Source organism: Aeoliella straminimaris (assembly GCF_024054565.1).
Lineage (GTDB): Bacteria > Planctomycetota > Planctomycetia > Pirellulales > Lacipirellulaceae > Aeoliella > Aeoliella straminimaris.
In genome coordinates this window covers 21310-47007 of record NZ_JAMXLR010000026.1, presented here as the reverse complement: position 1 = coordinate 47007, position 25698 = coordinate 21310, and the positions used below count along the sequence as shown (strand labels likewise).

Here is a 25698-nt window from a genome sequence, read left to right as displayed (position 1 = left end):
CTGATATCGCAAGCAGTTGCTTGCCGCGACTCAGGCCCGTCTGTTCGCGCCCCGTACTCGACGCACCATCAAGCCTATCACTCCGATGGCCAGCAATGCGGCAGTGCTGGGCTCCGGCACTGCATTTCCCCATACAGCTTGCGAAGCCAGCAGTGGCCCGGCCGCGTTCTTCCACTCGTTGAAGTCGATGAAATTGACCAGGCCATCGGCGTTCAGGTCGCCCAGGCTTCGCATGTTGACTTCGTCTCCGAAACTGTCGCGAATCGCGTTGAAATCCTCAATGGTCACCGCGCCGTCGAGATTGACGTCGCCATCCACGATGGGAAATTCCTGTCCGAGAATGTTTTCGAACAGTGGGACTCCGTTGTTCCTGAAGCTGCTCCAACTCTGGGGCATGGCGTAGAAATATCGGTTGCCGCCCAGTACATTTCCGCTGCCGGTCATCTGCCCGGCATCCCAACTGGCTACGATGATGTTCGGTTGGGCAGCGTTGTTGCGTACGCCGATGATCTCACCGTTGCCCAAAATCACTCCACTATTTGGCAGATCCGAATCGGATGTCCAATCGTACTTCGCAATTCCAGAGATCGGTGGGCCGCCAATCAGATCTCCTGTGTCGGGAACGAGATTGGCAAACAGGGGATCCGTTTCCGTATCGCCCACCGGGTCGGAGATGTCGCCGTCGTAATTTTCCTGCATTGCGTCTGTATCTACCCACATCCAGCGGTTGTTGCGAGTGATCCAGCCATTTCCCAATAGTAGGGGAACCGTCAAGCTGTCCCATGCAGCTACGACATCGGTCGTGTCGTAGTTACCGCTGCCCGTAGTACGGCTAACGATCACCATGTCGGCGGCATTGAGTGTTGCCACCTCTGCAGAGCCTGGTTGCAAGTCTATGAACGAGCCGGTAGACGTGACCGTGTGGCCCATGTAGTTCTCTAGATGGTTGATCAGGGGGGCGTCTGCGGCTGCATCATCGGTCACGAGGACGAAGTCGGCGGCGTTGCCGAATCCAGCTGCAGTCAAGACAATCGAAAGCAAGGCAGTAAACTTAACTCGCATGGTAGTTCCCTTCGCTAATGGTTCCTGGGAAAAGTGTGTCGATCGAGGTGAAGTGTGGGCAATTGAATACAAAAGTTAGTCCTTTCGGTTGCTCTCCACAAAAGGTTTTCCGCCTTTCCAACTAAGCTCGATGTCCGAGGCAGAGCCATCAGACCCGACTTCTACGGTGAGCCCAGCACTCGCGTTGGAATACTCTTTGGGCGCGTGCCACTTGTTGTGCCATTCGTCTACGGTCTCGATGGCAGTCACCGTTACCGGATGAACACCTGGAACGGTGCCGTCGTTCTCCTTGAAGGTCATCAGGCTGTATTCACCCTCGGCGTTCAGCTCGCCGTAGGCAGGGCGCGCTCCTTCGGGGACAACTTGAACCATCCCATGGGTAAGTGGTTGTCCATCGACGAACACTCTTCCTTTGACCGGCACACGGTCCACGCTATCGGAGCAACCCGCCAACGCGGCTAGCAAGATCACCAGCGCACAGAAATTGGAACGCACCGCCATCAGAAGTACCGCCTGGGAACAACAAGGTAACGAATCGGGATAAAAACTCACAATTGCTAGCGAGCTAGATCAAGAGGTTCTTCCTTTCCAACATCGCCGGCAATTGTGGACAACGCCTGGTATACATCTAAACCGATTTCATCCGTAATGAATTCAACATGGCCGTCGCCGAACCCGAAGTTGGCTCCGGAGGGATGGAAGCTTCGAAACGCACCGTTGGTCACGTAGTTTGTCGAGAACCAACTCTTGGTTCCCGCGAGGTCTAGTTCCGCTGGTGTATTGAGTGGGTAGTTAGTGGTCCGCATCGAGTCGATGTACCGCGAGGCCACAATCCAGCGGTTACGCCCACTAAGCTGGTCACCACCCGACGCCTCGCCGACGAAGAAAGTGTTACTCTGCCCATCGGTGATCTGCCGAAGGGACCGCTCCCGTCCCGGATAGAGAAAAGCGCCGGTGTTGAGCCATTTGACATTACTGCCGCGTGACGAGTAATCCGTGGAAGACTGTGGGCCTTTCGTGCCCATGCTCATCGCGTAACTTCCGGTGGCGAACATAGCGGTACCGCCCACGTGCGTGTACAAGGGCGTTGATTCATCGCTGGGGCAGCGATAGACGTCGATCTGTTGCTGAATTAGCTGTTGATTAAGCGGATCGGCAAACCAGCTGCGGGCGTAGATTCGGTCTTCTTCGGGGTTGAACCGCAACGTGTTGTCTGGAAACGGTTCCTGCGTCGGCACTTGATCGAATAATGCTTGCTGCTCGAGGAATGGCAGGATGGCAAAGAACCCGCTAATGGAAATCTCCTGGTTGTTCAGCGAGTCCGCACACACGCCCGGAGGTTGATCGGCGTTTCCGCCATCGCATCCCAGCCTGCCGGCAGGTAGTTTGCCCTTTTGTTGTTCGTGTTGCAGTAAGGCCAGCACCTGTTGCTTCTCTTTGTTCACGCACTCTGCCCGCCTCGCTGCCTCTCGCGCAGCCTGGACTGCTGGTAAGAGCAGTGCTACAAGAATGCCGATGATGGCGATCACCACCAGCAACTCAACAAGAGTAAAGCCGACAAGCGAGTTAACGCGACATCGGGGCAATGCCGGCTGTTCCGACTGCCCGAACCACCTGTGTGCGCGACAATCCATTTGGTTACAACTCCAGATTGGGCCTCAGAGAAGTGGGAGCTCCAAATAATGGCGAATGGTCAATAAATTGGGCTGCTTGATAGTGAGATCGAATCTCATCCTCTCTCAAAGCACGATTGTAAATTGCGAACTCGTCGATCTGACCATAGAACGATCGCTCGAACCGAGCGTCCGAAATCTGACCAATCACGACAACCAACTCGGGTGGCAGCTTGGTCGAATCGGTAGCCTCGCTGCACAGCTTGCCATTCAGATAGGCCCGCATTCTATCGCCTTCTTTTTCACATACGACGTGCTGCCACTCGCGTACCGCGTAAGTTTTCGTAGAGAATGTGGAAGTGCCTCCTCCGGTGCCGGGAGGGTTTCGGTGAACGTACCGCAACTTGCGGGGTTGCATTATCCCACGATCCCCCGAAAATCCGCCGATCTCAATCAACAACCCATGCTCCGAAATGCGTATGCCTTCCCAAGTGGTTTGTGGTTCTTGGCGGCCTGCCTCGGGTACGACCAACGCCAGCAGTGTGCTGGTTTGGTGATGGCTAGGATTCATCCAGAACTCGACGGAGTAATCTCCCTGCAGTGCAGGAGAAATGGGTTCGGCTGTGTATAGGAAACGCTGATGGTCGGCGTTTTCGTCTAAGCGGAAGTTCACATATCGGTTTCCAGTCAGGCCATCGAGCTTCAAACCGCCATGGACGAGCAGGGCGAACCGATCACGCATTGTGTTGTTCACCACTCCATCGACAGCTTCTTCGAATCGCCAGTAGGCAACCGGGTTGGCGTCGACCACCTGATCGACGTACTTCTTGGTGACGACAAGCTGCCCCCCCTTCATGAACTCGGCTGCATCGAACATTCCACGATTCGCGGTGCTCTCGGTGGTGGAAACCACATTCCCATTGCGTGCTTCCATCGCCAACGAGGAGCCTTCCGGCACCACAAAAGCACCGTCGGCGCTGCCACCCCCTATCGATTGCATGTTCCACAAGCTCTTTAAGCTGGCGACCCCGCGAAAGACATGCACCTCGCAAAGGGAACCGAACGCCACGACGCCTACCTCCGAACCTGGCATCAGGTGCACTTCGGCATAGGGCAAGTCAATCGATAGTGGTTCTGTGGACGATTTGATGTCGACTAGCATTTGTCCATGCCGTAGAGCAGGCAGTTCATCGGAGGTTACCACCATGGCGGCGGGGCCTTCGATTTGGACACTTGCTTGCCAGCGGTCGGCGACCAGCGAAAAAGTAGCGAAGCCTTCCAGTAGCTCCAAAGACTCGCCCCGCTCGACACCACTCGCAAGAAGGGTTCTGGAATCTTCGGACGAGTGACCCCACACGCACCGCGACGCTTTCGTAAGGCGAATACGCAAAGCGCCGCTTTGCAGCGGCGAATCGGCCAAGTCTCGACCCCGCCTAAGGTCCATATTGGGATCGGTCGCTGAAGCCACTGGCTGTTGTGAATGCGTGCCTTCCGGTCCGCGGCCAAGCAAGTATCCCACTAGCCCCACAAGCACCAGCACGGCGGCGCCTAACTGGAACGAGGGCGAGAGAATTTTCTGTTGCATTCGGCGCATCGAGCCTACCTCGACGCGACCCAAAATCTCATCGGTATCAGGAGGCACGCAAACGAGACATTCCTCGACTTGCTGCAGTGCTGGATCCACACCCGAGTGCAGCACTTGACGTAAGTCGACGTCCAACATCCAGGCACGTGCGTATTTTTCTCGGGCCTCTTTGTCGCGCTCAAGTAACCAGCCCAAACGATCGATTTGACCTTGGTCGGCCCGGCCAGTCATCGTGAGTTCGACCAGCAAGAAGAGTTCATTGTCGGCATTCGCTTCATCCATCGACGAGCCCTCGTGAGATTGCTGCTGTGATGCACGCCTGCAGCGACTTGCGCAGCCGTGCAAGCACCATCACCATGGCCGCCTCGGATTTGCGTTCCCGTTGGGCCAGGTCTTGTATCGAGAAGCTGTCAGAGTAACGAAGACGAAGCACTCGCCGCTGCTTGTCAGTAAGCTTGCTCAAGCAGTGCAGCAGACCTTCGAACCGCTCCGAAGATGACTTCCGCACTTCCAACTCCGAATAGGTCTCGGCCATCAGTTGCATGACCCTATCGTCGAAGTGCAGACGGTCCCTGCCAGTTTGGCGTCGAAATTGCTTGATCTTGTTGTGGGCAATCGCAAGAGCCCAGTTCACGAAACTCGTACCCGGCTGATACTCTCCGAATTTTTCCCACATGACGATCGTCGTCTGCTGGTAGACATCCTCCGCGTCCGCCTGATTGTGCAGCATCGAATAGATAAAGCTAAACACGCGACTGCGGCTCTCAGTTACCAACTGAGAGAACCTAGAAATCCTATCTGTTTCCGATTCACACATCGGTCAGACGATCTTTATGGAAGAGGGGTGCCGTGACGCTGAACAAACAAATACCGCCTGCTTGCACCCGTGTTCAGTCCGCCGGACACCAAGCACTTATACTTCAATACTTAATCGCCGGAGCCGCTTGTTTGGTAACGCAAGAATTGCAGAAATTTGGGAATCCGTAGTTTTTTACAACCTGGCCGCACAGGACGTGAAGCACCGCCGCCTGCGGCCACAGCGATTGAGGTTTGCCGGGAGCCCAGGGTTGCTTGTGAGTTACCTGATCGTTCTTGACTAACAAGGCAATTTGGATGCCGCCGTCTTGTTAGCCTTGAGTCCATAAGAAAGATATTTACTACGGGCTTGGCACGATGCGACGTAGATCGCCCGACACCACAGCAGATGCTTTGACTGCCGCGGTGACCGATCTGGCCCAAGGTGCGGAGGTGGCGTTCGCCGACGCGAGTACTGTTGCACGTCTCAGTACACGGCTGGCGTGTATAAGACGACCAAACCTGCTAGATTTGGACCAAGAAGGCCCTGTTTTTCGTGGGATCTACGAAAGGCTCCGCGCCCCTTAATCAGTAGATTCAAGATTCGATTCCTTGAGGGGGCACTTTCTTAAGTTGTTGCTGCAGAACCGTTTGCGACGACACTCTTCACACCAGTAAGCGTGCGCTTTTTTGACGTGGTACACGTTTCCAAGCGCCATTGCTGTGTCTGATTAGGCTCCTCGAAACCAAGCGTGGGCGCCTGCGTACTTTGCTTTGCAGCTTCAATGGGTCGGCGTTAATCCATTGCCAGGAAGAGCTTGCGACGCGAGTAGGAGCGCATGTAATGGATCAAGCAGTTCATTTGAAGGCCCAAAGGCTGACTGCTTGGAGTCAGTTGCCTTCTGGATGAGATGCCACGCAAACTTGGGAAAGCACCAGGTCGGCGGAGGGCAGGGCCGGGTTCTTGGGGATGTGCAGTTCGTTATTCCCCTCACAGCCCAGGCTGCTCAGCACGAGGAACCGATGCACGGTAACGGGACCATGCCCCCCGAACCCGCTCGCCTTCAAAGCGATCATGTCGCTGCCCGAGTCAATGGCGATCACCGCGCTGGTGCACTGATTCGACGGCGAGTGCACCTCCTGCCGGCGAAGATTTCCACAGGCGTAGAATCTGATCGCGGCGGCGCCTCCCAGATGGGCTGAAAGAACGCACACCTGCACAGCTTCGAGATCCAGCGCAAGCAGTATGGCGACCCTCAGATGCTCGACGACGGATTTGACAAGCCAAACGCGATCGACTCCGCCTCCCCGGCGGCGGGGCTCACCCGCTGCTGGAGGCATGGCAGCAGGCAGCTACGGTACGGCAGGTGGAGGGCCATGCGACATATCAGAGGCGAGCCGCTAGATCTCGAGGGCCTCTTCGGGCAGTTCAGAGCAGTCCTCGCCAAGCATCGATTTCTGAATCTTTCCCAACAGCTCCTCATCGTCGAACGGTTTAGCGATGAACCCGTTGGCACCGATGTGAAACCCTTTCAGGCGATCGACGATTTCGTACTTGGCGGATACCAGGATGATGCCGCATGCTTCACGGGAAAATCGGCTCCTCAGTACCGAGCAGACTTCGTATCCATCCATGACCGGCATCATGATGTCGAGCAACACCACCCGTGGTCGATGGGTGATGGCCAGTTGCAGGCCTTCGCGTCCATTGCTGGCCGTTAGCACATCGAACTGGTCGCCCAATGACTCCAGGATGATGCGCAGGTTCATTTCATTGTCGTCGATAGCAAGCACCGTTGCGGCGGCGGACATGGATACAGCTCGTTTCTATTTGGGGAGTACAAATCTCACTTACGTGTTTTGACCGACAAGATCCTGGTGGACGACCCGCGTCGTCTGTTCACCGGGGTTCGCTAAGTTGGGGACAGGAATCTCGAAACAGACCGCCGCGCCGCAGGGACTCTCGTTGTTGGCCCAGATACGGCCTCTATGCAGCTGGACGATCTCACGGCAGATTGCCAAGCCCAGCCCGGTGCCTCCCGCACCGGCGTCCGCCCGGGTCGACTGGACGAACTTATCGAAGATACTATCGAGCTCGTGCGTGGGGATTCCTGGCCCCTCGTCAACGACGCGTAGGCGAACGCAATCGTCCTTGCTATCGACTTGCAGCGCGATGGTGTCGCCTGGACAGGAAACTTTCAGTGCGTTGCTAAGCAGGTTGCGTAGTACCTGGCCGATTCGATCGACATCCATGACTGCATCGGGCAGATACTCACTGCAATCGAGTCGAATGGACACCTGCTTTTCTTCGGCTATGGCCGACAGGCTTTGCACTTCTCTGGCTGCCACATCGGCCAGGTTGGCGGTGGTTGTCTCGATGGATAACACACCGGACTCGAGTTTTGCCAGATCGAGAAGTTGATTGACCAGATTCAGCAAGGTGTTCCCACACGTGCCAATTTGCTGAAAGTACTCTAGCAGTTTGGGTCGGGGAGCCTCCTCGAATCGTCGGCAGCCGAACCTGGCAAATCCAAGGATGCCATGGATTGGGGTCCGCAGTTCGTGCGACATGTTTGCCAAGAATGACGACTTGGCCTCGTTGGCGGACTCGGCCTGTTCCTTGGCCACCCGCAACTCCTCGGTGCGGGACTTGATACGGTCTTCGAGTTGTCGGTTCTGTTGCTCCAGCGCTTTTTTGGTGATGAGCAGTTGGTTGGCGAAGCTCTCCAACTCATTCTTCTCCGCCTGGCGTCGTGTGACGTCTCGGATTAGTAGCACGTAGTGCGACCGGCCTCTCATTTCGAACGTCTTGACGATGAGCACCACCGGAAACGTGACACCTTCGGCGTCGAGCGCAAGCGTCTCCATTCGTTCCGGCGTAGCGAACGTGGATCCGGTTCGCAGCAGCCCTTCGAACAATTCCTGAGAACCCTCGGCGAAAAGGGAAGGGAGGACCCGATTGACCTTCGATCCAACCAGCTTGCGGCGACTGCTTGCCAGCAGGTGCTGAGCCTTCTGGTTACAGATACGGACCACTCCCCGTGAATCGACCCACAGTGCGGCATCGTCCACCGCTGCCAGCAGCGCGTCGACGAATGGTCGCAATTCTCGCGGAGATGGAGAGAGTACTTTTTGAAGAATGGTACGGAGCATGGGGCACAGACTCGGCCGTTTCGGTAGTGGAGTATTCGGGGCGACAGCTACTCGAGCAGCAGGACATCTTGAGCTGCGGGCAGCAGATTGTTGGGGGATAACGTGGTGTTGGTCACGGTCACGATCCGCGCCGTTCCACTCACGAAGCGTAGGTCATGCGCACCGAATCCTCCCACGAACAACAAGTGGCCCCACTTCGAGTAAATGGTGCCTGAGATATCGCTGTCTCCCAGAATCTGTTGGATATCGATGACCATCGGACGACGGTCATTACGGTTCTGAAAGATCAGCATTCCATCCAGTGGGCTGGTCGGATCGTCCAGCCCGGTGATGCGAGCCGTGGGTAGTAACGGGGCCAACAACACGCTGGGGACGTTCGACAACAGCGTTTCCGGCGGGGAGGTTTCGGACGATTCTTTGGCGTCGGGCAGACCGGTGACCGCGCTGAAATCGGCGGAATCGGTGATGTAGAACATCACCCCCTCGGCCTGTACCGGGCCAACGATGGTCAGTGAGGTACCAATATCGGGGTTCGATCCGCGGATGATGTACACGCCCGGCAGAAACTGTACGCCTCCCACCGGAGCAATAACCGTGAGGGAATTGTAGACACCAGGTTCGACGGTAGCATTTGTCAGCAGGTTGCGAATGGGAGTAAGGAGAGGGTTTAGCAGCGAACGCAGTGAGAGCGGAAGCCCGTTGTAGACGTTGTCAAGTATCTGGTCGGCTAATTCAACCGGTAGAGCAATCTTCACCACATCCGCCGGATGGTGGACGGTGGCCACCACGTTATTGGCATCGCTGGCCGAGGATGGCACAGGGAGGTCTTCCAGCGGGTCCGGCACGGGAAGACGATTCGCCTGCAGCGGCGAGGGCTGGTTCGCAGCGAAGGCCATGTAGTGGTCGGGGTTGTCGACACCACCCACCACTCGAATGTCACGGGCGCGGACCGACGTTAGCGGCAGGAGCGGCATGCACGCAATGCCATAGGGAGGTCCCGCATCGCAACCGGCAGGTCCACCATCCTCATCCCGACTGCCCCACTCGGTATTGATGAGGATAGCGCCATCCACCTCGAACTGCCCCGCGCCTTCCACTTCGAGCCCACCTATCAACGCAGGCGCCGACCAGGAGGGCGTAGCGGCAATTACGCCATCGAGCAGGCCGGTCACCTCGGTGGGAACCGTGTCCTGCAGATTAGTGGTCAGCAAACTGGCAACAGTGGAACCAATCAAGGGGACGGAACTCAGCAGATCGTTCAGACCCAACTGGTCGATCGCATCGTCCACCAGCGCCACTTCATCCAGTGCCGCTAGCAACTGGCTGGATGACGGGTACTCGATTTGTCCAGGGTTCGGGTCCAACACAACAATCGCGGCCCCGGAAGTCACATCTCGTACACCACTGACGGAGCGAGCCCGAAGCTGGTGCGCGAGAACTCCGTCGAGCAACCCCATGATATGAGAGGAGTACGTCGATTCGGCGATCACTTCGACATGGCCCAGTTGCCCTTGGAAGTCTCCTGATTCGGGCGGCAGGTTTACCGTGATGGTGGCGTCCGTGAAACCGTTTGCCGTTTGAATCACGTCCCTGGCGGTTTGAGTAGCCTGGGCATCGGTTTTCGACAACCGCAGGTCCATTGCCGCAGCCATGGCGGCCGCATCCACAGCGTGCTGCAGCTTTCGCTGCTCCGAAGCAATCAGTCCCCCATCGAGCACGACGCCAGCGATGCCGAGCAGGGTAGGCAACATAATTGCCAGCAGAACAAGGATCTTGCCGTCACGCTCGGCACGCAACGTGCGCCGCAACTGGCAGCCGACACCAAGGTTGGTCAGGGTGATACTTCGCACAGATTTCATCCGTTAGTTGACGATTCTCATTGTTGTGGTGGACTGCAGGTCGAGCGTGCCCCAGGGAAACACAGGCAGGAGTGGCTGATGCTGGTAGCGCAATCCAACCTCTATCCGATCGCGCGGCGAATTGCCGGTATCGGGCCACGTAAGTTCGACCGCAACCAGATCGGCTGCCATCGTGGGGAGATGTTGCCGAATAGGGTTCATAATCTCATCTGCGTCGGCAGCCGTGCCGGTGTAGGTGGCAGGGCCCCAGGACCCCGCAACCGACGGAGCCAAATCACCATGCATTGCTGCTTCGCGAGCCAGACGTTGCGAGGCATCGACCAGAGTGTTGTATCGCAGTGCAGCCAGTCCCAGGTCGAGCAGGGCAAACACCACGAGCAGCGTCACCGGCAAAACAAAGGCCGTCTCCAACGCGGCAGCGCCGCGCGGTTGGAGGCGAGTTCGAATTGCAGTGCGGATGAGTTTCATAGGGAGGATACGGGCACTAGCGGAATTGGCGGAACTCCACACGGTGTTCAAGTTGCAGTTGGGAAGAGAGTCCGGGCCAGGCGACCGTCGTGCTGAACGGATAGCTAACCGTCACCACGATGCGGGCCAGGTCGTCGTCATCCATTGAGGTGGCGATGGTAACGGTCGCCTGGTTCTCGTCGAAAGCGGACAGCGACGATAGTTCGTCCAACGCCGCTTGGCGGACGTCGTTCTCCCAGCTTGCTTTGGTAAAGTCAGTGAAGCTCCGACCGGCGCCGGTTTCGGCCGCCGTGCGAGCAGCATTCGTCACCGTTTCGTGAAAATGGGCCACACGGCCGAAGTCCGCCGTAGCCAAGCCCAGCAGGAGCAGGATGGGCATGGTGAGCGCGCACTCGGTGGCCACCACACCAGGGCGGGGCATGGCTCGATGGCGGAGGCGACGCTTGCGGTTTGTCAGCTTTTGAGCCATCTTCAATCGGCCATGAACGCTTGTTGAATCTGAATGATTGCCGGACCTACGGCAACGATGAAAATTGCAGGGAAGATCAGCAGCAGAGTCGGCAGAAGAATCTTGACCGCAGCCTTTTGGGCGTTTTCTTCCGCCGACTGTTCCCGTTGCGAGCGAAGCATGTCGGCGTGGCTGCGGAGTGCCTCGCTGATGTTGGTTCCAAACCGCTGGGCTTCGCGGATAAAGGTGCTCAGGGTACGTACGCCTTCGTAGCCCGACCGCGTTGCGAACCGCTTCAAGGCTTGATCGACCGTGGAGCCGAGTTCGACGTCGCGTTGCACGATATCGAGCTCTGCTGCCAACGACGGATGCGCCAGCTTCAGCTCGTCGCTCACGCGGCGGATCGTTTCCTGCAAGCTGAGCCCTCCCTGCAGGCAAACAGTCATCAGGTCGAGGAGGTCGGGCAGCGACCGGCGCAACTGCAGGTGCTGCTTGGCAATGGCCTGGTGCAACCACACACGCGGCAGGAACGCCCCCAGCGTACCTACCACGGCAGTCAGCAGTATCGCATAGCGATAGTCGAGTCCCAGGAGCATGCCACCCACCAGCGTGCTGATGGTTACCACGCCAATAGTGACCAAGGTGCCCATCATGAACCAGGACACGGCACTCGGGTGATAGATGCCGGCCTTGGCCAGATGTTGCTGGAGGCTGGGACGATCAGCTTGTTTTGGCAAGTCGATCCAATGTCCCAGCCAGGCAAGCCAGCTTTGTTTCGATTGGGAGTCGAAAGAAGCACCTACGGAGCTTCCACCTTGAGCAGGCGTATCGAGCTCGTTGAGTCTTTGCTGGACACGGTCCCAATAGGGATCGAAGGTAACGGCAATCGTGTAAGCGCACGCCGCGAACAGCGTGATGCCTACCATTGAGAGTACATAGGGATTGAACAAGGTACGGCCCCTCTCAGTATTCGAAGTTGATGATCTTGCGAATCCACAGTGCTCCCAGCGTTTGCGCCGAGGCGGTAATGGCCAATAGCCATGGCCGCTGGAACAGGGCGCTGGCGTATTCGGGGGACAGGTAGGCGATGGAAGCCAGGGCCACCAATGGCAGCACGATTAGCACCATAGCTTGCATGCGCCCTTCGCCAGTCAATGCCCGGACTCGCTCTCGCAGCTTCAGGCGTTTGCGTATCAGTAACGCTAGATTGTCAAGCAGCTGCACCAGGTCGCCGCCGCTCTTGGCTTGCACCAACAACGCTACGACGAAGATCTGTAGTTCCATGATGCCGGAGCGTTCGGCCAGCTTCCTCAGCGACAACTCGCGACTCATGCCCAAGTTCTGCTGTTCATAGCACTGGGCGAACTCGGTTGAGATGGGCTGTTCGAAGTCTTCCGCGATAATCTGCAGCGCGGCGGGGACGGTCTGCCCGGCCTTCACTGCGCGGCTGATCATCTCGAAAGCCTCAGGCAACTGCCGGCACAGTTTTCGCTGGCGGTGGTGACTGCGAAGCAACAGGATCGCCAGTGGCACCAGTCCACCCAAAGGAGCGAGCACCACGGCCAGCCACCAGTTCTTCAATCCACCAATTATCGCCGCGCACCCTGCCATGGCGGCGCAGCTCCAGGCGAAGGATTGCAACGGCGCCGTGATGCCGGCCTGGTCCATCTGGCGACGCAGCCATTCGGTCCACGTTTCCCGCTGGAACATGCCAGGCTGCTGCAGTTGGCGCAGGTCCTTGAACAGCGAAACCGATCGTTCATCGTCGTCGTTGCCAGCCAGTTCGGCTAGGCGCTTCTTGATTGCAGTGCGGTGACGGAGCCACTCCTGCAGCAAGAGCGCCGTACAGAGTACGACGACCGTCACGGCCACGACGGTAATGGTGGGTATCCAGTCGGCAGTCATTAGAGGCCTCTCACAAAGTCGAGGCGATTGGATGCGTGCCGGCTTTTCTCGAAAAGGCCAGGCGACAGCGTGATCTTCTTCTCACGCAACCGCGCCAGGCAGTTGGGTTGAATACCGCAAGCTTCGAATCCTCCGGAGTCGTCGCCGGACTCTCCAGTCCTGTACTGGAACAGGTCATGCATACTAATCGTGTCGCCATGAATGCCGGTCACTTCCGAAATCTGCAGGATCTTGCGTTCACCTGAAGGAAGTCGTGCGACTTGCACCACGACATGAATCGCCGAGGCGATCTGGCGATGAATGAACCACATGGGCAGCTCGGGCGCCGCCATGCCTACGAGCATTTCCAAGCGGGTCAGGGCGTCTCGAGTTTCGTTAGCATGAATGGTCGACATCCCCCCCTCATGGCCGGTGTTCATCGCCTGCAGCATGTCGAATGCTTCTTCTCCGCGGCATTCGCCCACTACAATGCGATCGGGCCGCATGCGCAGGGCATTCTTGAGAAGATCCCGCGAGGTGACTTCGCCTTTGCCTTCCAGGTTGGGAGGACGTGTTTCCATTCGCGCGACATGAGGTTGCTGCAGCCGGAGTTCCGCAGCGTCCTCGATGGTCGCAATTCGTTCAGTACTGGGTATGAAGCTTGACAAAGTGTTGAGCAGGGTCGACTTGCCACTACCCGTGCCGCCGGAAATGAGGATGTTAAGGCGGCTTTTCACGCAAGCGGCCATAAACTCCATCATCTGAGGCGATGCCGCTTTGCGGGCGATCAGGTCCTCAGGCGTGAAGGGTCGGGCAGCGAACCGACGAATCGAAACCAGTGCCCCATCCAGGGCCAATGGTTGAATCACCGCGTTCAGGCGGCTGCCATCCTGCAAGCGGGCGTCGACCATTGGACTCGACTCATCGAGCCTTCTGCCCACCTTGCCAGCAATGCGCTGCACTATTTGGACTAGATGATCGTTGTCGCGGAATTCAACAGAGGTCGACTCCAGTTGCCCCCGCCGTTCGACATAGACACACTTCGGACCATTGATCAGTATGTCGGAAATCGTTGGGTCGTGCATCAGAGGTTCCAGCGGTCCCAATCCCAGGGCTTCGTCGACCAGTTCGTCAACCAGACGCGTCCGCTCCGATTGGCTGATCAGACCCAGGTGGGCACTGCACAACTCGGCCGCTCCCCGGCGTAACTCTTCGCGAAGTACCTTTTCGTCAACCGACCGCAAGACCGCGAAGTCGACTCCATTGATCAACTGCTCGTGCAGTTTCTCTTTCAGACGCTGCAGATCTTGGTCTCGTCCCCTGGTCTCATCGCCCTGAGCGCCCGGCTTTACTAACGCCGCCATATACTATCCCCCCGGTAATGGATGTGACCCTGAATGCTGTTAACTGCAAAGCATTAGTGCGCTGATCGCCAGAAAGCTGGCGGCCCGCAAGCCGCTCAGTGGCAGAGTAGAGGTCTTTGCCGGTGCTTCGATGCCGAGTAGCGATTCGGCGCATGCGCGAAAGGCCTTGGCTGTCTTGCAGTTAGGCTGCTCGAAGACAAGCGGATTGCCAATGTTCGTCGACTTGACCACTGCTTCCTGATCTTCGGGGACGCAGTGGAAGTTGTCGACCTGCAGAATCTTCTTCACCGAGTTAGCCGGCAATTCGCCAGCGATACCTGCCCCCACGGCAACAATATGTATGCTTGCGCGCGGTACGTTGCTCTCCAAGAGCATCGTGATGGCTTGCTTGGCGCGGTGAACCGAGGCGATGTCCAGGCGAATAGCCAGCACCACGACGTCGCTCATGCCCAGCACACCAACTTGTCTAGCCTGGTACACGCTTTCGGTGTTCACCGTGACAATTGGCCAGCATGACCGTGCCAGTGCCACAACATCGCGGCACAGCGGCATTTGAATGCCCGCCAGATCGGCAAATAGATCGGGGCCGGGTAGCAGACTAATACCGCTGGCGTGTTCTACGAGAACCTGACGCAGCATGCCTTCGTCGATAACGTCGGCCTGGGTCAGTAGATCGACCACATTGTGGCGGTGGTCCAGCTTCAGCCGCAGGGCCAGGTCGCTTCCACGAAAGTGCATATCGCAGACCATGCAGGATCCCTCCAGCATCGAGAACACGCCCGATAGGTTAAGCGTGGTCAGGCTGGCGTCGCTTGCCGACTGGCAGGGAATCACCGTGACCACGGTGCCTTCGTCGCCGTCTTGCCGCTGCGACTCGCGCAGACGGCCGAGGAAACTTACCACCTCGTCGGTCAGCCATTCGTTGAGTGCCAGAAAGTCGTTGGCCCCTACCCGCACCGCCTGCACGACTGCCATGTCGTCGGTCGATGCACTTGCAATCGCAATCGTGGTATCCCGCTCGACAACGTTACGAAGGTACCGCACCAGATTGCAGTGATCCTTGCCGAACCGCTGCACGACCACGAACAACACGCCCTGGGCTTGCTTCAGCACATCCTTCCATTCCGGCAGCGAAGCCAGGTCGAGGATCCGTTCCTCAGGACAGACAATCCCCGAATGTGCCAGTGCATCGTGGAGATTCCCGCTTAGTGTTTCATTCTCTGTCAGTATCCAAGTTTCCATGCGTTGCCTCATCGCGCGAGAACGGACTACATTGGCGCTGATCTTCCCCCCCCTTGGACGGCGCGCATAAAAAAAGCCCCCACAACGCTCAACAGCGCGGTGGAGGCTTTCGTGGCCAAGGTGTTTGCGTACGTGACGCCGGTCACTTCAAGTCGATCGTGGACCGAAGTTGATCAAGCATAGCCTGTGCTTCTTGGGCGGGCAAATATGGAGAACAACGAGAGTCCACCTGGCTGTTTCGTCTTGCGAGCGATGCGCAGCTACATATGGATCAACCGAATCGCCACATTCAAGCTGCCATTTGTTCTACCAGTTGTATCGAATCTCTGGCTTTCTATGGGACGCAACCCCCCGGGGTTTTGTGGACACCCACAACGGGACTGCGCACAGGGTGGTCTATGATCGTTTTGGGACCAGCACTTTGAAGGCTTGTGAACATTGGACGATCCGTTCCACTTTCCACTAGGTAAGAAGGTAGACCAATGGATGTCAGGGGGCGAATTGCAATAGCGGACGACGACCAGATCGTCCGCGACTTTCTCCGCGTATCGTTGGAGAAACTTGGATACGAGGTAGTGGTGAACGCTTCCTCGGCGGCTGCACTTATTTCCGGCTGCAGTTCGCAGCATCCCGATTTGGTTATTACCGACATCGAGATGCCAGGGCCTGATGGCCTGACCGCATTAGAGGAGAGCGGCATTTCGTCGGAGACTCCGGTGATCATCTTGTCATCCCATCACGATGAGCAACTCGTGGAGCGGGTGGCGGAAAGCTCCGCCCTGGCGTACTTGGTAAAACCGATCGACTTTGAGGATTTGCGGGCAACCATTCCCTTGGCGATAAAACGATTCGAAGAAATCCAATCTTATAGGAGTGATGTTGCGTCGCTTCGTCAAGATCTGGCCAATCGGAAGATTGTCGAGAAGGCCAAAGGCGTGATCATGACAAAACTGTCAATGAATGAATCGGTGGCGTTTCGCCATCTCCAGAAGCTGGCTCGAGATAACAGGAAGCAACTTGTGGACATCGCCAACAGCATCCTATTGGCCGAAGAAGCCTTGACCGTGAAGTAGTCGAATTTCCCTGGCCGCTAAGCAGCAATTGGTCGTCGATTGGTAGGCGTGGAAACCCGTGCTGACGGAGCAATACACTAGTCGGCAGCCATCGGGCAATGTGCGACGTATGACAGATCCCCATGAGACAGCAAGGCACTCAACCCACCGAATGGACGTTTCGCTGGGGACTTTGTGTCGCAGCCATGCTGGCGACTTCCACCGCAACGGCCCGCTACCATTCGCTCCAAACCCCAACGAATCAGTCGGCGGAGCATGCCGTTACCCGGGAAGCTTTAACTCTACCAGCCAGTCTCCCTTCCACGGACAAGCCATCCATTGAGGGGGAAATTCTTGTCCGGGCCCGAGGGGGCGATTGGCTGACTGGAAGTCCAGAACTTGGGTTGGCGGGAGCAGTCGTCGCCACGTTGCTGCTCGTCACCTATGGCCTGAAGAAGCGACAAGACCTGCCGCCGGAAGACACCTTGAAGTGGGTTGCGGTAGTGGTGCTGGCATGTGGGGTGACATTCCTAGCCGAGCCCCTGGCCAACTGGTGGCCGGCATCTCAATGGGCCACCGATTGTCTCAAGTGGGGGGCCGCCGTGGGGGCCTGGTGCGGCGCGGTGTTGCTGATTCGTCACATGGCTAGTCCCCGACTGTGGAACTCAGTCACAAGCCTGACCAACGGAACGCCCGCGACTCGAGAGTTTCTGAATCGAGCCCTGGAGGCCGGCGAATTCGGCGTGTGGGAGTTCGATATTGCCTCGGGTTCGCTGAAATGCGACGAACAGACGCGCAGGCTCTTCGATCTCCCCGAAGCGGCCGACGCTCCCATCGATTACCAGGAACTCCGCGCCCGAATCCATCCGGAGGATCGCAAGAGAGTTCGGCGACTGGTCGTGGCGAGCGTAACGGAGGCCCGCCCGTTCCGTGCCGATTTTCGACTGCGAGAAAACGATTGGCTGGAAACCCATGTCCGGGCGCATGCCGAACTGGTGCTCGACCACCAGGGCGAGCCCGCGTCGTTGGTGGGCATTAGTCTCGACATCTCCGAGTCGCGGCAAAACGAAAAAGTGTTCCAGGAGACGTCCGCGCTGAACCGCAGCATCCTCGACACCGCGGCGGATGGCATCATTACCATCGACGGGTGTGGCATCATTCAAGTATGCAACTTAGCGGCCACGCAGATGTTCGGTTACACCGAGAACGAACTGGTTGGGCACAACGTCAACATGCTGATGCCGATGCCTCACCGGGACTATCATGATCGGTACCTTGCCACTTACCAAAAAACCAATTGCAAACGCATTATCGGTTCCACCCGCGAGCTATCGGCCAAGAGAAAGGATGGCAGCGAGTTTCCCATCGAGTTGTCGATTAGCGAAGTGAAGGTGGGCAACGCCACGTTATTTACGGGCATCGTGCGAGACATTACCGAGCGAAAAGAGTATCGGGATCGCCTGGAGTTGGCTAAGGAAGAGGCAGAACTCGCCAACAAGGCCAAGAGCCTCTTCCTCGCTTCGATGAGTCACGAGTTGCGCACCCCACTCAACGGGGTGATTGGAATGACCGAACTGCTGCAGCATACGCCGCTGGATAAACGCCAGCAGCGATTCGTCAAAGCATGTCGCACTAACGCGATGGGCCTCACGTCGCTGGTGAACAACGTCTTGGATTATTCCAAGATCGAATCCGGTGGATTGGAGCTCGACGAACATCCCTTCGATCTACTGGACCTGCTGGACGAAGCGGTATGTTCCATGTCGCCGCTGCTCGACGGCACCGAAGTGACGCTCAGTCGCAGCATCAATACCCGCACCAGTATCGCACTGCGGGCTGACCGGGCCCGTATCCAGCAAGTGCTGTTTAACCTGCTGGGCAATGCTATCAAGTTCACCAAGCGAGGCAGCATTCACTGCCAGGCGATCGTCGAGAGCATCACCGAAGATGTCGCCCGTATCCGATTCAGTGTCACCGATACCGGCATTGGCATCCCCGAAGAGAAGTTGGATCGACTGTTCAAAGAGTTCTCTCAGGTCGACCGCTCCATCAACAGAAAATACGGCGGTACTGGTCTCGGGCTGGCGATCTGTCGCAACCTGGTCGAGGCCATGGGGGGCAACATCGGCGTACTGAGTACCGAGGGAAAAGGCTCCGAGTTCTGGTTTCGTCTGGCGATACCTCTTGCGACTACGGCCGAGGTAGCTGAAGAGCAGCCCGTCGAATCACTTCAGGGAGTGCGTGTTGGGCTGGTCGTGGACGACGAGGAGTATCGCACCTACGCCAGTCGTTGCCTGGAAGCCCATCGCATGACGGTCCAAATGCACTTGAGCGAAGACGGGGGCCGAAACTGCGATCTGGTTATATGCGATCGCACTGGCTACCAGTATCTCCTGACCACCGCCGAAAAACGCGATCTGCAACGCGTGCTGCTGATCGGCAGTGACGTCGAAACGCCATCTTGTATGAAGGTCATTCCGTTGATCGATACGCCGCTAGGGCAGGTGAACTTAACGGAAAACGTAGCCCGGGTCGTTCGCGAGATCTCCGTCGACGAGCCCTTTTTGTTCGAATCAACTTACGCCCAAGACGGGGATCAGCATCCTAGCCGCAAGATTCTGGTGGTTGACGACAACGAAACGAATCAACTATTTACAAGCGAGGCTTTGCTGCGTTTGGGGTGGCAGTGCGACATTGCCGGCAACGGCGAGGAAGCGCTCGCCATGAGTTTCGCGGTAGGGTACGACGCCATTCTGATGGACTGCCAGATGCCCGCAATGGATGGATACGAGGCCACGATGCGACTTCGCGACCGCGAGGCGCAGCTGGGCTTGCCTCCGGTGCCAATCATCGCGTTGACGGCAAATGCCATGCAGGGCGATATCGAGTTGTGCCACGCGAGCGGTATGGACTGCTATCTGGCCAAACCTTTTACCATTGAAGATTTACGGCAAGTCCTGCGGGAAGCGTTGGACAAATTACAACCAGGTAGGCCAAGCCCATTGCTCTCAACGCTGTCGAAAGCCCCTATTGAACTAGACGATTCGCCAATCTGCCGCCAGGCGATCCTGGCCCGGTGCGCGGGCGACCGGCAGTTTGCCTGCGACATGCTGACGTCGTTCGTGAGAGACGTTCCCATGCGTCTGACAGAAGTTCTCGAAGCAACACAACAACGCGACTTCGACGCCGCCCGCCAGGCGGCCCACTCGCTAAAAGGCATAGCAGGCGTCGCTTGTGCGGATGCCGTCCGTGCGGTTGCCTGCGATGCGGAAACTGCGAGCCGAGCCAGCGAAACACGCTTGCTAACCGACCTGCTCGTTGAACTGCAGGAGGCGGTACATGCGAGTATCGACTGTGCCAAGCGACTCCAGGAAGAACTGCTCTCGGTCGACGAGATGATCCACCCTGAAATCCAGTCGAGCTCAGCAGTTGGATAGCGATCCATCCCGTACACCCTCTGAGAAATCCATCGCGAACAATCGCGCGGGCCCTTGCCTTGCTATGGGAGGGGGCCGGTGGCAAAGTCTCGATCGCAGTCCCGGGCCATCAGAGAGACCTATGACGAGCAGGCAGGATCGGCCTAGAATGGGTCGTCGAACGCACCTGCTTAGCCGGGAATGGTTTCCGGCGCTTCGATTTGGCGAACCATGGCTAAGGGAGCATGACGAATGACCCGCCCCGTGCAGGACTTGTCTTTAGTACATCACCCTATCGGCCCACTGTTTAGCGAGCCGATCTCGGTGCCCAGCGAGGTGCTGACTGAAGGGCAGCTCGCGCAATTCGAGCGCGACGGGTTCATCACCGGTGTACAACTACTTACCGACATGCAGTGTGACGCGTTGTGCGAAGAGCTCGAAGAGTTCTTTGCGCCCGATCATGACGGCCACGAGCTGTGGTACGAGTACCATACGAACGAGTCGACCACGCCGGAGACCGCATTGTTCCATGCCCTGGGGGCGTGGCGACTTCGACCAGGCTTTCACGACCTCTTGTGGAACGCGCGGCTGGTGGCAGCGGCAAGACAGTTGCTGGGAGCGACGCCGCGGTTCTGGCACGACCAACTGTTCTGCAAGCCCGCCCACCACGGTGGGGTGGTCGCCTGGCATCAAGACTATTCGTATTGGACCCGCACCACACCGCTGGCGCATCTCACTTGTTGGTTGCCTTTGGACGATTGCGACGAAGAAAACGGCTCGATTCAGTACGTACCTGGTAGCCACCGCTGGGACTTGTTGCCGCAAGGAGACCTAGCCGGCAATATGGACGGCATTCGAAAGTTGCTGACAGACGAACAGTGCGATGCCCTTGAGAACCCCGTGGTGGTGAAGGCGCGCCGTGGCGAGGCGACGTTTCATCATCCGTTGACGGTCCATGGATCGCAGGCCAATCTTAGCGATCGACCACGGCGTGTGGCGGTAGTCAACCTCGTAGCCGATGGCGTGAAGAGCGATACGGACGAACCACTCCTCGAAGGCGTACCGGTGATCCCACAGGGTGAGCCACTTTCTGGGCAGTTCTTCCCGCTACTTGGTTAGTGAGGCTACAACCATCGTTGGTGGAATGGGATTGGCTGTACGCAGGCGGTGCACGCCCCACGTCACCGCCCATTCGTGTGCTTATCGGCGTATGAAGGGTCAAAGGACTTGTTAGTTCTGATCCGATGTCGACCTGTTACTTTTACAAGTTGCAATTGACTATAATGCAGGGCCACTAATCGTCGGAGTACAGCTAGAATTCAAGACCGCTCGGATTGGACAATCAGATCTTTGGGATTCCGGCTCCAATGTTGAGAAGAACCACGAGATGAAGCAATTGATTCGGTCATTGATTTATTTGTCAGTTATCTGTGGTTGGCTGGTGCTTCGTTGTTCAATTGGAACGACCCAAGTTGTACCAGAACCACCGCGGATCGACAGTGTGGGCGTTCTTGATCTGCAGCCAGCTGAGACTGATTCGGCGGTGATCTGGTTCGATGATTTCGACAACGCCGAAGAGCAGTCGCGCTATGCCGAGTCGAGCGGTGACATAGTCGATCGGCCACACTTCGGCGGCGTCGGCAAATCGCTTCGCATGGACTATCCGCAAGGAAGTCGCGGTATCGGCGGTCGCAAAGTCTTCTTTGGTGACTCGCCCACTTATCGATCTAAAGTCGTTCGCGGTGAGGACAAGTTCACCGATGTCTACTGGCGAATCTACGTAAAGCATCCGTGGGATTGGACAGGGGGCGGGGCGGCGAAACTCTCCCGCGCGACGAGCCTGGTGCCACCCGATTGGCGGCAGTCGATGATTGCGCACGTCTGGAGCAGTGGGGAGGCTCTCACATTGGATCCAGCATCGGGAGTCCAAAAGGGTAGAGTGGTCACCACGAAGTACAACGACTTTGAGAACTTGCACTGGCTTGGGAACAAACCGGCATCGCGATTCAAACTACACGGCGAAGATGGGGCAGGCTGGTGGGTCTGTGTCGAAGCCCGTGCTAAGCTGAACACTCCTGGCAGGCAGGATGGATTGAACCAACTATGGATTGATGGCCGACTGGAAGCGGAGAGACGGAATCTAGATTGGCGAGGAACTTTTAGCGAGCGCGGCATCAACGCAGTGTTTCTCGAGGCCTATTGGAACGAGGGCTCCCCTGTCGATCAGGCTCGTTGGATTGACAACTTCGTCGTCTCGACCCAACCGATCGGTCCGGTCGCCTGCTCTAAGAATCCAGTCTTGATCAAAACACCATATCGAGGTCCAGGGGCCCAACGAGCATGGCAAGTCGAGATTGCCACTGACAGCTCAGGAGACAAACCTGTTTGGAGGTCCACACCAAGCGACGCGCGGGACCGACTGAGAATTGGGACGGATACAGGGCAATTTAGTGGCGCACTTGAGGGAAAACATCAGCTCGATGCTGAGAGCATCTACTATTGTCGCGTTCGCCAGCAGAGCGACTCCGGTAAGTGGTCAGCCTGGAGCCCCTGGCATCAACCATTTCAAACGCAGTGAGCAAGCCAAGCTAATGGTCACCGTACCGGCCGAGCCGGTCAGCAGGTCGCGGACGTCGTCGTCGGCTACCGAACGTTCTTCACTGGTCATGTAGTTTTCTACTCACTGACGTCGGACCACGGCCTCATCGACGCCGCTCCACAGCCCCATGACGTTACCCCACTCTGTGGCCAACTTGGGAAAGCAAGGTAGCTATTGTCTTAGAATGGACCTGACTACCGCGCCCGGTGCGGTTAAATACGGTAACGGTACATATGTCGGTAGAAAGGTAGGTGGTATTGGTAAAAGCGCGCCAACGCTTGATCATTATCGACCGTCCTATCGTAGCGGGTGTGTTGTCGGCTGAGTCCTTGGCTGTCTGCCACTCCCTCGTGCCATGATTGCCAGTCTTTCCACTCTTCTTGCTGACCAGACGACCAACGAATGGCTTCTGGATAGTGGGGAATTCCCAATCGTTGGCATAGTTCTGAGAGAATCAATGTAGGTTCGGCCACCAGAGTTTCAGCACAAACAACGATAGGAGGAGAGCCTTCAACGCGATGGACTACATCGAAGAGGCTGGCTTGCCGTTCGTAGCCGATCTCCTCCATCGTAACGTCTGGGTTTTTGGCGAAATGCGATGCTATGGTCGGTTTGGGATCGCGGACGAGAAAGACATGGTCGACTTTTTCAAGCATCGTCTTGTCATCGATTAGATGATCGTGACAGTGGTAACACATGTCTTTAAAGAACACGTTTGAGGTCTGAGAGTGGTTCAGAATGCGATCGCGAATAGCGGTAAAGTCGCTCGGCTGCGATGTGTCCAATTCGGCTTCTACGGCCGCAGCTCGTTGCTCATGCAGATAATACAGAGCGGCGAAAGGTTCGTGAATCACGTGGAAGTCACCACGCTCCATAAACACTCTCTCAAGCGCAGTCGATCTCGATCGCGGATGCGCCCATAGAGCAATGATTCTCTTCATAAGCACCTCCTAACGTGTGGAATGCGGTTCTTTCAAGATCGTTCCGCAGCTGATTTGCGTGCGACGGTCGATGAATCGGCGAGGATAGGCTAGACTAGCAGCACTCTCTATTTTCATGAACGGCTACTTAGGCAAGATTAGGGATTATGAAACGTCCAAGAGTTGTAGAGAGATTCACAAAACTACTCCAACTCAAAACTGATCCTGGAGTGTTCTTTACCTCCGCATTGCTTATCGCGGGGTTCGTGCTGTTTGGCATCGTGTTCACCAAGACTGCGGTACGCATTTTCGGCACTGCTCAGTCATTGATTAGCAGTTCGATGGGCTGGTTCTATCATACGACGGTTACCCTTTGTTTGATATTCTGCCTGGTTCTGTGCTGCACAAAATACGGAAAGGTCAAGCTTGGCAAGCCGGAGGATCACCCAGAATTCGGCTACCTAACTTGGTTCTCCATGCTGTTCAGTGCCGGAATGGGCATTGGCATCTTGTTTTGGTCCGTCGCCGAACCGATCACACACTTAGAGACTCCACCTGTGCAAACTGCGAGTGCAGAGCAAACGGCACTCCTGGCAATGGACATCACCTTGCTTCACTGGGGTCTCCATGGTTGGTGTATCTTTGCAGTGGCCGGTCTTGGAATGGCCCACGCCGCCTATCGCCGAGGCCAGCTGCTGACTTTTCGAGCGGTGCTATTCCCCGTTCTTGGAAAGAAGACGCATGGATTGATTGGCGGTATCGTAGACATATTCGCCATACTTGGTACTATGTTCGGAGTGGCTACAAGTCTCGGCTTCGGTGCGCAACAACTCAATGCGGGCTTATCTCACCTCACTGGAATTGAACACTCGGTACGCGTTCAAATCCTGCTTATCGTGTTCATCACCGCACTTGCAACTGCATCAGTCGTAAGCGGGCTCGACCGAGGCATCAAGCTCCTCAGCAAACTCGCAATACTGATGGCGATACCGTTATGGCTATATGTCATCATTGCGGGGCCGACATCAGTTGGACTGGAATCGATATTTGTGTACGGGGGCAACTACCTACGAACCGTCTTCGAGCATGCACTTGTTTCCAGCTTTGGGGGATCGGTGGAATGGCAATCGGATTGGACGTTGTTCTATTGGGGATGGTGGATTGCATGGTCGCCCTTCGTTGGCCTGTTTTTAGCCCGGATCTCAAAAGGCCGAACAATCCGCGAGTTCATGCTTGGTGTTCTATTGCTGCCCACGCTGGTGACATGTGTGTGGTTTTGCGTTTTTGGTGGAATGGGCATTGATCGCGTCGAGAATGGCGACACGGAGCTAGTGACGGCCGTAACGGACAACTTCTCCATTGCCATTTTTGTGTTCTTCAATGACTTCCCGGCGTCCACTGCGCTGTCAGCTGTATCCTTAGTCGTAATCATTGTGTTCTTCGTAACTTCTTCCGATTCGGCGTCGCTTGTAATTGACTACATAGCATCGGGCGGTGACCGAAATCCACCGAAGCGTCAACGTGTGTTCTGGGCCACGCTTGAAGGAGTTGTCGCTGCCGTTCTGCTGCTCGGTGGAGGCATTGCCCCGATGCGAGCGTTCCAGATTATGACTGGTCTGCCACTGGCAGTGATCCTGCTACTGATATGCTTCTCGGTGGCGCGATCCCTGATCCGCGAAGAACCAATAGTGGCGTCTTGCCCCAGCCCCCTCAAGTGAGTCCATTCCGTGATGAATAATCTCGGCTTACGACGCAATTTTAGGGAGATTTAGGGTGGCACGAGGTGAATAGTACAACGCCGATGAGATGATCCTCAAGCCTCGCGAAGCGGAGGTATTGATGCCAGAGGGGACCACGCAGGAACTGGCGGCAAAGCAGATCGGCGTGTCGACGCAGATTTTGACTCGCCGGCGAAAGGAAAACAGTGGCCTATGTTTGGACCAGGCGAGTCTCGGCCCGTGCCACACCAACTGCGGCGCAGAAAGTGGCGAAGTAATCGCAAATTCGCCGCACTGTCGACGCTGAGCGTGCGGAGGAGTTCGACGTGCTGGCGTACTTTGCCGATGCCAGGCCGACTAAGCCCCGCACCTAGTTCGTCGCCGAGAATAGCGACAGAATCCAGGCGTCCTGCCACGGCATCGGCGGCCTTGCGGCAGCAGAGTTACAAGGTCTCCATCCTTCAGCAGAAAGTATGCGTGGTTTCCCGAACCGCCCTCTAGACTGCGGAACAACCGCTCA

The 25698-nt window shown here is 56.8% G+C and carries 22 protein-coding genes; 4 read left to right on the top strand and 18 right to left on the bottom strand.

Annotation, left to right across the window (positions count from 1 at the left end; all coding sequences use genetic code 11):
- Positions 1–30 precede the first annotated feature (30 nt).
- The 15 genes from NG895_RS07150 to NG895_RS07075 all read right to left on the bottom strand — a co-directional run bounded on the left by NG895_RS07150 (position 31) and on the right by NG895_RS07075 (position 15473).
- The gene (locus NG895_RS07150) at positions 31–1062 is read right to left on the bottom strand and encodes a PEP-CTERM sorting domain-containing protein (protein ID WP_252851785.1); all 1032 of its coding nucleotides are present in this window, start codon (positions 1060–1062) and stop codon (positions 31–33) included.
- 75 nt (positions 1063–1137) lie between these two features.
- Positions 1138–1563, bottom strand: coding sequence for a hypothetical protein (locus NG895_RS07145; RefSeq protein ID WP_252851784.1), 426 nt, complete (start codon positions 1561–1563; stop codon positions 1138–1140).
- 56 nt (positions 1564–1619) lie between these two features.
- Positions 1620–2648 (bottom strand): DUF1559 family PulG-like putative transporter, encoded by a 1029-nt coding sequence (locus NG895_RS07140; protein WP_279676014.1) that lies wholly within the window; start codon positions 2646–2648, stop codon positions 1620–1622.
- Between the two features lie 52 nt (positions 2649–2700).
- Positions 2701–4542 (bottom strand): LamG domain-containing protein, encoded by a 1842-nt coding sequence (locus NG895_RS07130; RefSeq protein WP_252851783.1) that lies wholly within the window; start codon positions 4540–4542, stop codon positions 2701–2703.
- Positions 4535–5077 (bottom strand): sigma-70 family RNA polymerase sigma factor, encoded by a 543-nt coding sequence (locus NG895_RS07125; protein WP_261360706.1) that lies wholly within the window; start codon positions 5075–5077, stop codon positions 4535–4537. Before NG895_RS07125 ends, NG895_RS07130 begins: the two co-directional genes overlap by 8 nt.
- A gap of 869 nt (positions 5078–5946) precedes the next feature.
- Positions 5947–6396 (bottom strand): hypothetical protein, encoded by a 450-nt coding sequence (locus NG895_RS07120; RefSeq protein WP_252851781.1) that lies wholly within the window; start codon positions 6394–6396, stop codon positions 5947–5949.
- A 60-nt stretch (positions 6397–6456) separates the two neighbouring features.
- Positions 6457–6867 carry a response regulator gene (locus NG895_RS07115; RefSeq protein WP_252851780.1) on the bottom strand — a complete coding sequence of 137 codons (411 nt, stop codon included), beginning with the start codon at positions 6865–6867 and terminating at the stop codon, positions 6457–6459.
- A 39-nt stretch (positions 6868–6906) separates the two neighbouring features.
- Complete coding sequence (locus NG895_RS07110; protein ID WP_252851779.1) at positions 6907–8208, bottom strand: PAS domain-containing sensor histidine kinase; 1302 nt, start codon at positions 8206–8208, stop codon at positions 6907–6909.
- A 47-nt stretch (positions 8209–8255) separates the two neighbouring features.
- Positions 8256–10058, bottom strand: a complete 1803-nt coding sequence (locus tag NG895_RS07105; RefSeq protein WP_252851778.1) for a TadE/TadG family type IV pilus assembly protein — start codon at positions 10056–10058, stop codon at positions 8256–8258.
- Between the two features lie 12 nt (positions 10059–10070).
- The gene (locus tag NG895_RS07100) at positions 10071–10535 is read right to left on the bottom strand and encodes a TadE/TadG family type IV pilus assembly protein (RefSeq protein WP_252851777.1); all 465 of its coding nucleotides are present in this window, start codon (positions 10533–10535) and stop codon (positions 10071–10073) included.
- 16 nt (positions 10536–10551) lie between these two features.
- Complete coding sequence (locus tag NG895_RS07095) at positions 10552–11004, bottom strand: TadE/TadG family type IV pilus assembly protein (protein ID WP_252851776.1); 453 nt, start codon at positions 11002–11004, stop codon at positions 10552–10554.
- 2 nt (positions 11005–11006) lie between these two features.
- Positions 11007–11933 (bottom strand): type II secretion system F family protein, encoded by a 927-nt coding sequence (locus NG895_RS07090; RefSeq protein ID WP_252851775.1) that lies wholly within the window; start codon positions 11931–11933, stop codon positions 11007–11009.
- 13 nt (positions 11934–11946) lie between these two features.
- Positions 11947–12888 (bottom strand): type II secretion system F family protein, encoded by a 942-nt coding sequence (locus NG895_RS07085; protein WP_252851774.1) that lies wholly within the window; start codon positions 12886–12888, stop codon positions 11947–11949.
- Complete coding sequence (locus NG895_RS07080) at positions 12888–14231, bottom strand: TadA family conjugal transfer-associated ATPase (protein ID WP_252851773.1); 1344 nt, start codon at positions 14229–14231, stop codon at positions 12888–12890. Before NG895_RS07080 ends, NG895_RS07085 begins: the two co-directional genes overlap by 1 nt.
- A gap of 39 nt (positions 14232–14270) precedes the next feature.
- Positions 14271–15473, bottom strand: a complete 1203-nt coding sequence (locus tag NG895_RS07075; protein WP_252851772.1) for a CpaE/TadZ family protein — start codon at positions 15471–15473, stop codon at positions 14271–14273.
- A 482-nt stretch (positions 15474–15955) separates the two neighbouring features.
- Between NG895_RS07075 and NG895_RS07070 the strand changes: the two genes are divergently transcribed.
- The 3 genes from NG895_RS07070 to NG895_RS07060 all read left to right on the top strand — a co-directional run bounded on the left by NG895_RS07070 (position 15956) and on the right by NG895_RS07060 (position 21060).
- The gene (locus tag NG895_RS07070; protein WP_252851771.1) at positions 15956–16546 is read left to right on the top strand and encodes an ANTAR domain-containing response regulator; all 591 of its coding nucleotides are present in this window, start codon (positions 15956–15958) and stop codon (positions 16544–16546) included.
- 122 nt (positions 16547–16668) lie between these two features.
- Positions 16669–19962 (top strand): hybrid sensor histidine kinase/response regulator, encoded by a 3294-nt coding sequence (locus NG895_RS07065; protein WP_252851770.1) that lies wholly within the window; start codon positions 16669–16671, stop codon positions 19960–19962.
- A 231-nt stretch (positions 19963–20193) separates the two neighbouring features.
- Complete coding sequence (locus NG895_RS07060) at positions 20194–21060, top strand: phytanoyl-CoA dioxygenase family protein (RefSeq protein WP_252851769.1); 867 nt, start codon at positions 20194–20196, stop codon at positions 21058–21060.
- Between the two features lie 334 nt (positions 21061–21394).
- Here NG895_RS07060 and NG895_RS07055 read toward each other — a convergent pair whose 3' ends face one another.
- The 3 genes from NG895_RS07055 to NG895_RS07050 all read right to left on the bottom strand — a co-directional run bounded on the left by NG895_RS07055 (position 21395) and on the right by NG895_RS07050 (position 23481).
- Complete coding sequence (locus tag NG895_RS07055; RefSeq protein WP_252851768.1) at positions 21395–21730, bottom strand: hypothetical protein; 336 nt, start codon at positions 21728–21730, stop codon at positions 21395–21397.
- A gap of 747 nt (positions 21731–22477) precedes the next feature.
- Positions 22478–22609: a hypothetical protein gene (locus tag NG895_RS30175; protein ID WP_261360704.1), complete on the bottom strand. Its 132-nt coding sequence runs from the start codon at positions 22607–22609 to the stop codon at positions 22478–22480.
- A gap of 143 nt (positions 22610–22752) precedes the next feature.
- Positions 22753–23481 carry a sulfotransferase-like domain-containing protein gene (locus tag NG895_RS07050; protein ID WP_252851767.1) on the bottom strand — a complete coding sequence of 243 codons (729 nt, stop codon included), beginning with the start codon at positions 23479–23481 and terminating at the stop codon, positions 22753–22755.
- A gap of 146 nt (positions 23482–23627) precedes the next feature.
- On the opposite strand from NG895_RS07050, the gene NG895_RS07045 reads away from it, so the two are divergent.
- A complete protein-coding gene (locus NG895_RS07045) occupies positions 23628–25178 on the top strand; it encodes a BCCT family transporter (RefSeq protein WP_252851766.1) in 1551 nt (516 codons plus the stop codon).
- Positions 25179–25698: the final 520 nt, after the last annotated feature.

Bases quoted from the DNA above. Each gene is read 5' to 3' on its own strand.
- NG895_RS07150 (WP_252851785.1), bottom strand. From the start codon at position 1,062: ATGCGAGTTAAGTTTACTGCCTTGCTTTCGATTGTCTTGACTGCAGCT.
- NG895_RS07145 (WP_252851784.1), bottom strand. From the start codon at position 1,563: ATGGCGGTGCGTTCCAATTTCTGTGCGCTGGTGATCTTGCTAGCCGCG.
- NG895_RS07130 (WP_252851783.1), bottom strand. From the start codon at position 4,542: ATGGATGAAGCGAATGCCGACAATGAACTCTTCTTGCTGGTCGAACTC.
- NG895_RS07125 (WP_261360706.1), bottom strand. From the start codon at position 5,077: ATGTGTGAATCGGAAACAGATAGGATTTCTAGGTTCTCTCAGTTGGTA.
- NG895_RS07120 (WP_252851781.1), bottom strand. From the start codon at position 6,396: ATGCCTCCAGCAGCGGGTGAGCCCCGCCGCCGGGGAGGCGGAGTCGAT.
- NG895_RS07115 (WP_252851780.1), bottom strand. From the start codon at position 6,867: ATGTCCGCCGCCGCAACGGTGCTTGCTATCGACGACAATGAAATGAAC.
- NG895_RS07110 (WP_252851779.1), bottom strand. From the start codon at position 8,208: ATGCTCCGTACCATTCTTCAAAAAGTACTCTCTCCATCTCCGCGAGAA.
- NG895_RS07100 (WP_252851777.1), bottom strand. From the start codon at position 10,535: ATGAAACTCATCCGCACTGCAATTCGAACTCGCCTCCAACCGCGCGGC.
- NG895_RS07095 (WP_252851776.1), bottom strand. From the start codon at position 11,004: ATGGCTCAAAAGCTGACAAACCGCAAGCGTCGCCTCCGCCATCGAGCC.
- NG895_RS07085 (WP_252851774.1), bottom strand. From the start codon at position 12,888: ATGACTGCCGACTGGATACCCACCATTACCGTCGTGGCCGTGACGGTC.
- NG895_RS07080 (WP_252851773.1), bottom strand. From the start codon at position 14,231: ATGGCGGCGTTAGTAAAGCCGGGCGCTCAGGGCGATGAGACCAGGGGA.
- NG895_RS07075 (WP_252851772.1), bottom strand. From the start codon at position 15,473: ATGGAAACTTGGATACTGACAGAGAATGAAACACTAAGCGGGAATCTC.
- NG895_RS07070 (WP_252851771.1), top strand. From the start codon at position 15,956: ATGGATGTCAGGGGGCGAATTGCAATAGCGGACGACGACCAGATCGTC.
- NG895_RS07065 (WP_252851770.1), top strand. From the start codon at position 16,669: ATGAGACAGCAAGGCACTCAACCCACCGAATGGACGTTTCGCTGGGGA.
- NG895_RS07060 (WP_252851769.1), top strand. From the start codon at position 20,194: ATGACCCGCCCCGTGCAGGACTTGTCTTTAGTACATCACCCTATCGGC.
- NG895_RS07055 (WP_252851768.1), bottom strand. From the start codon at position 21,730: ATGCTTTACGTAGATTCGCCAGTAGACATCGGTGAACTTGTCCTCACC.
- NG895_RS30175 (WP_261360704.1), bottom strand. From the start codon at position 22,609: ATGACCAGTGAAGAACGTTCGGTAGCCGACGACGACGTCCGCGACCTG.
- NG895_RS07050 (WP_252851767.1), bottom strand. From the start codon at position 23,481: ATGAAGAGAATCATTGCTCTATGGGCGCATCCGCGATCGAGATCGACT.
- NG895_RS07045 (WP_252851766.1), top strand. From the start codon at position 23,628: ATGAAACGTCCAAGAGTTGTAGAGAGATTCACAAAACTACTCCAACTC.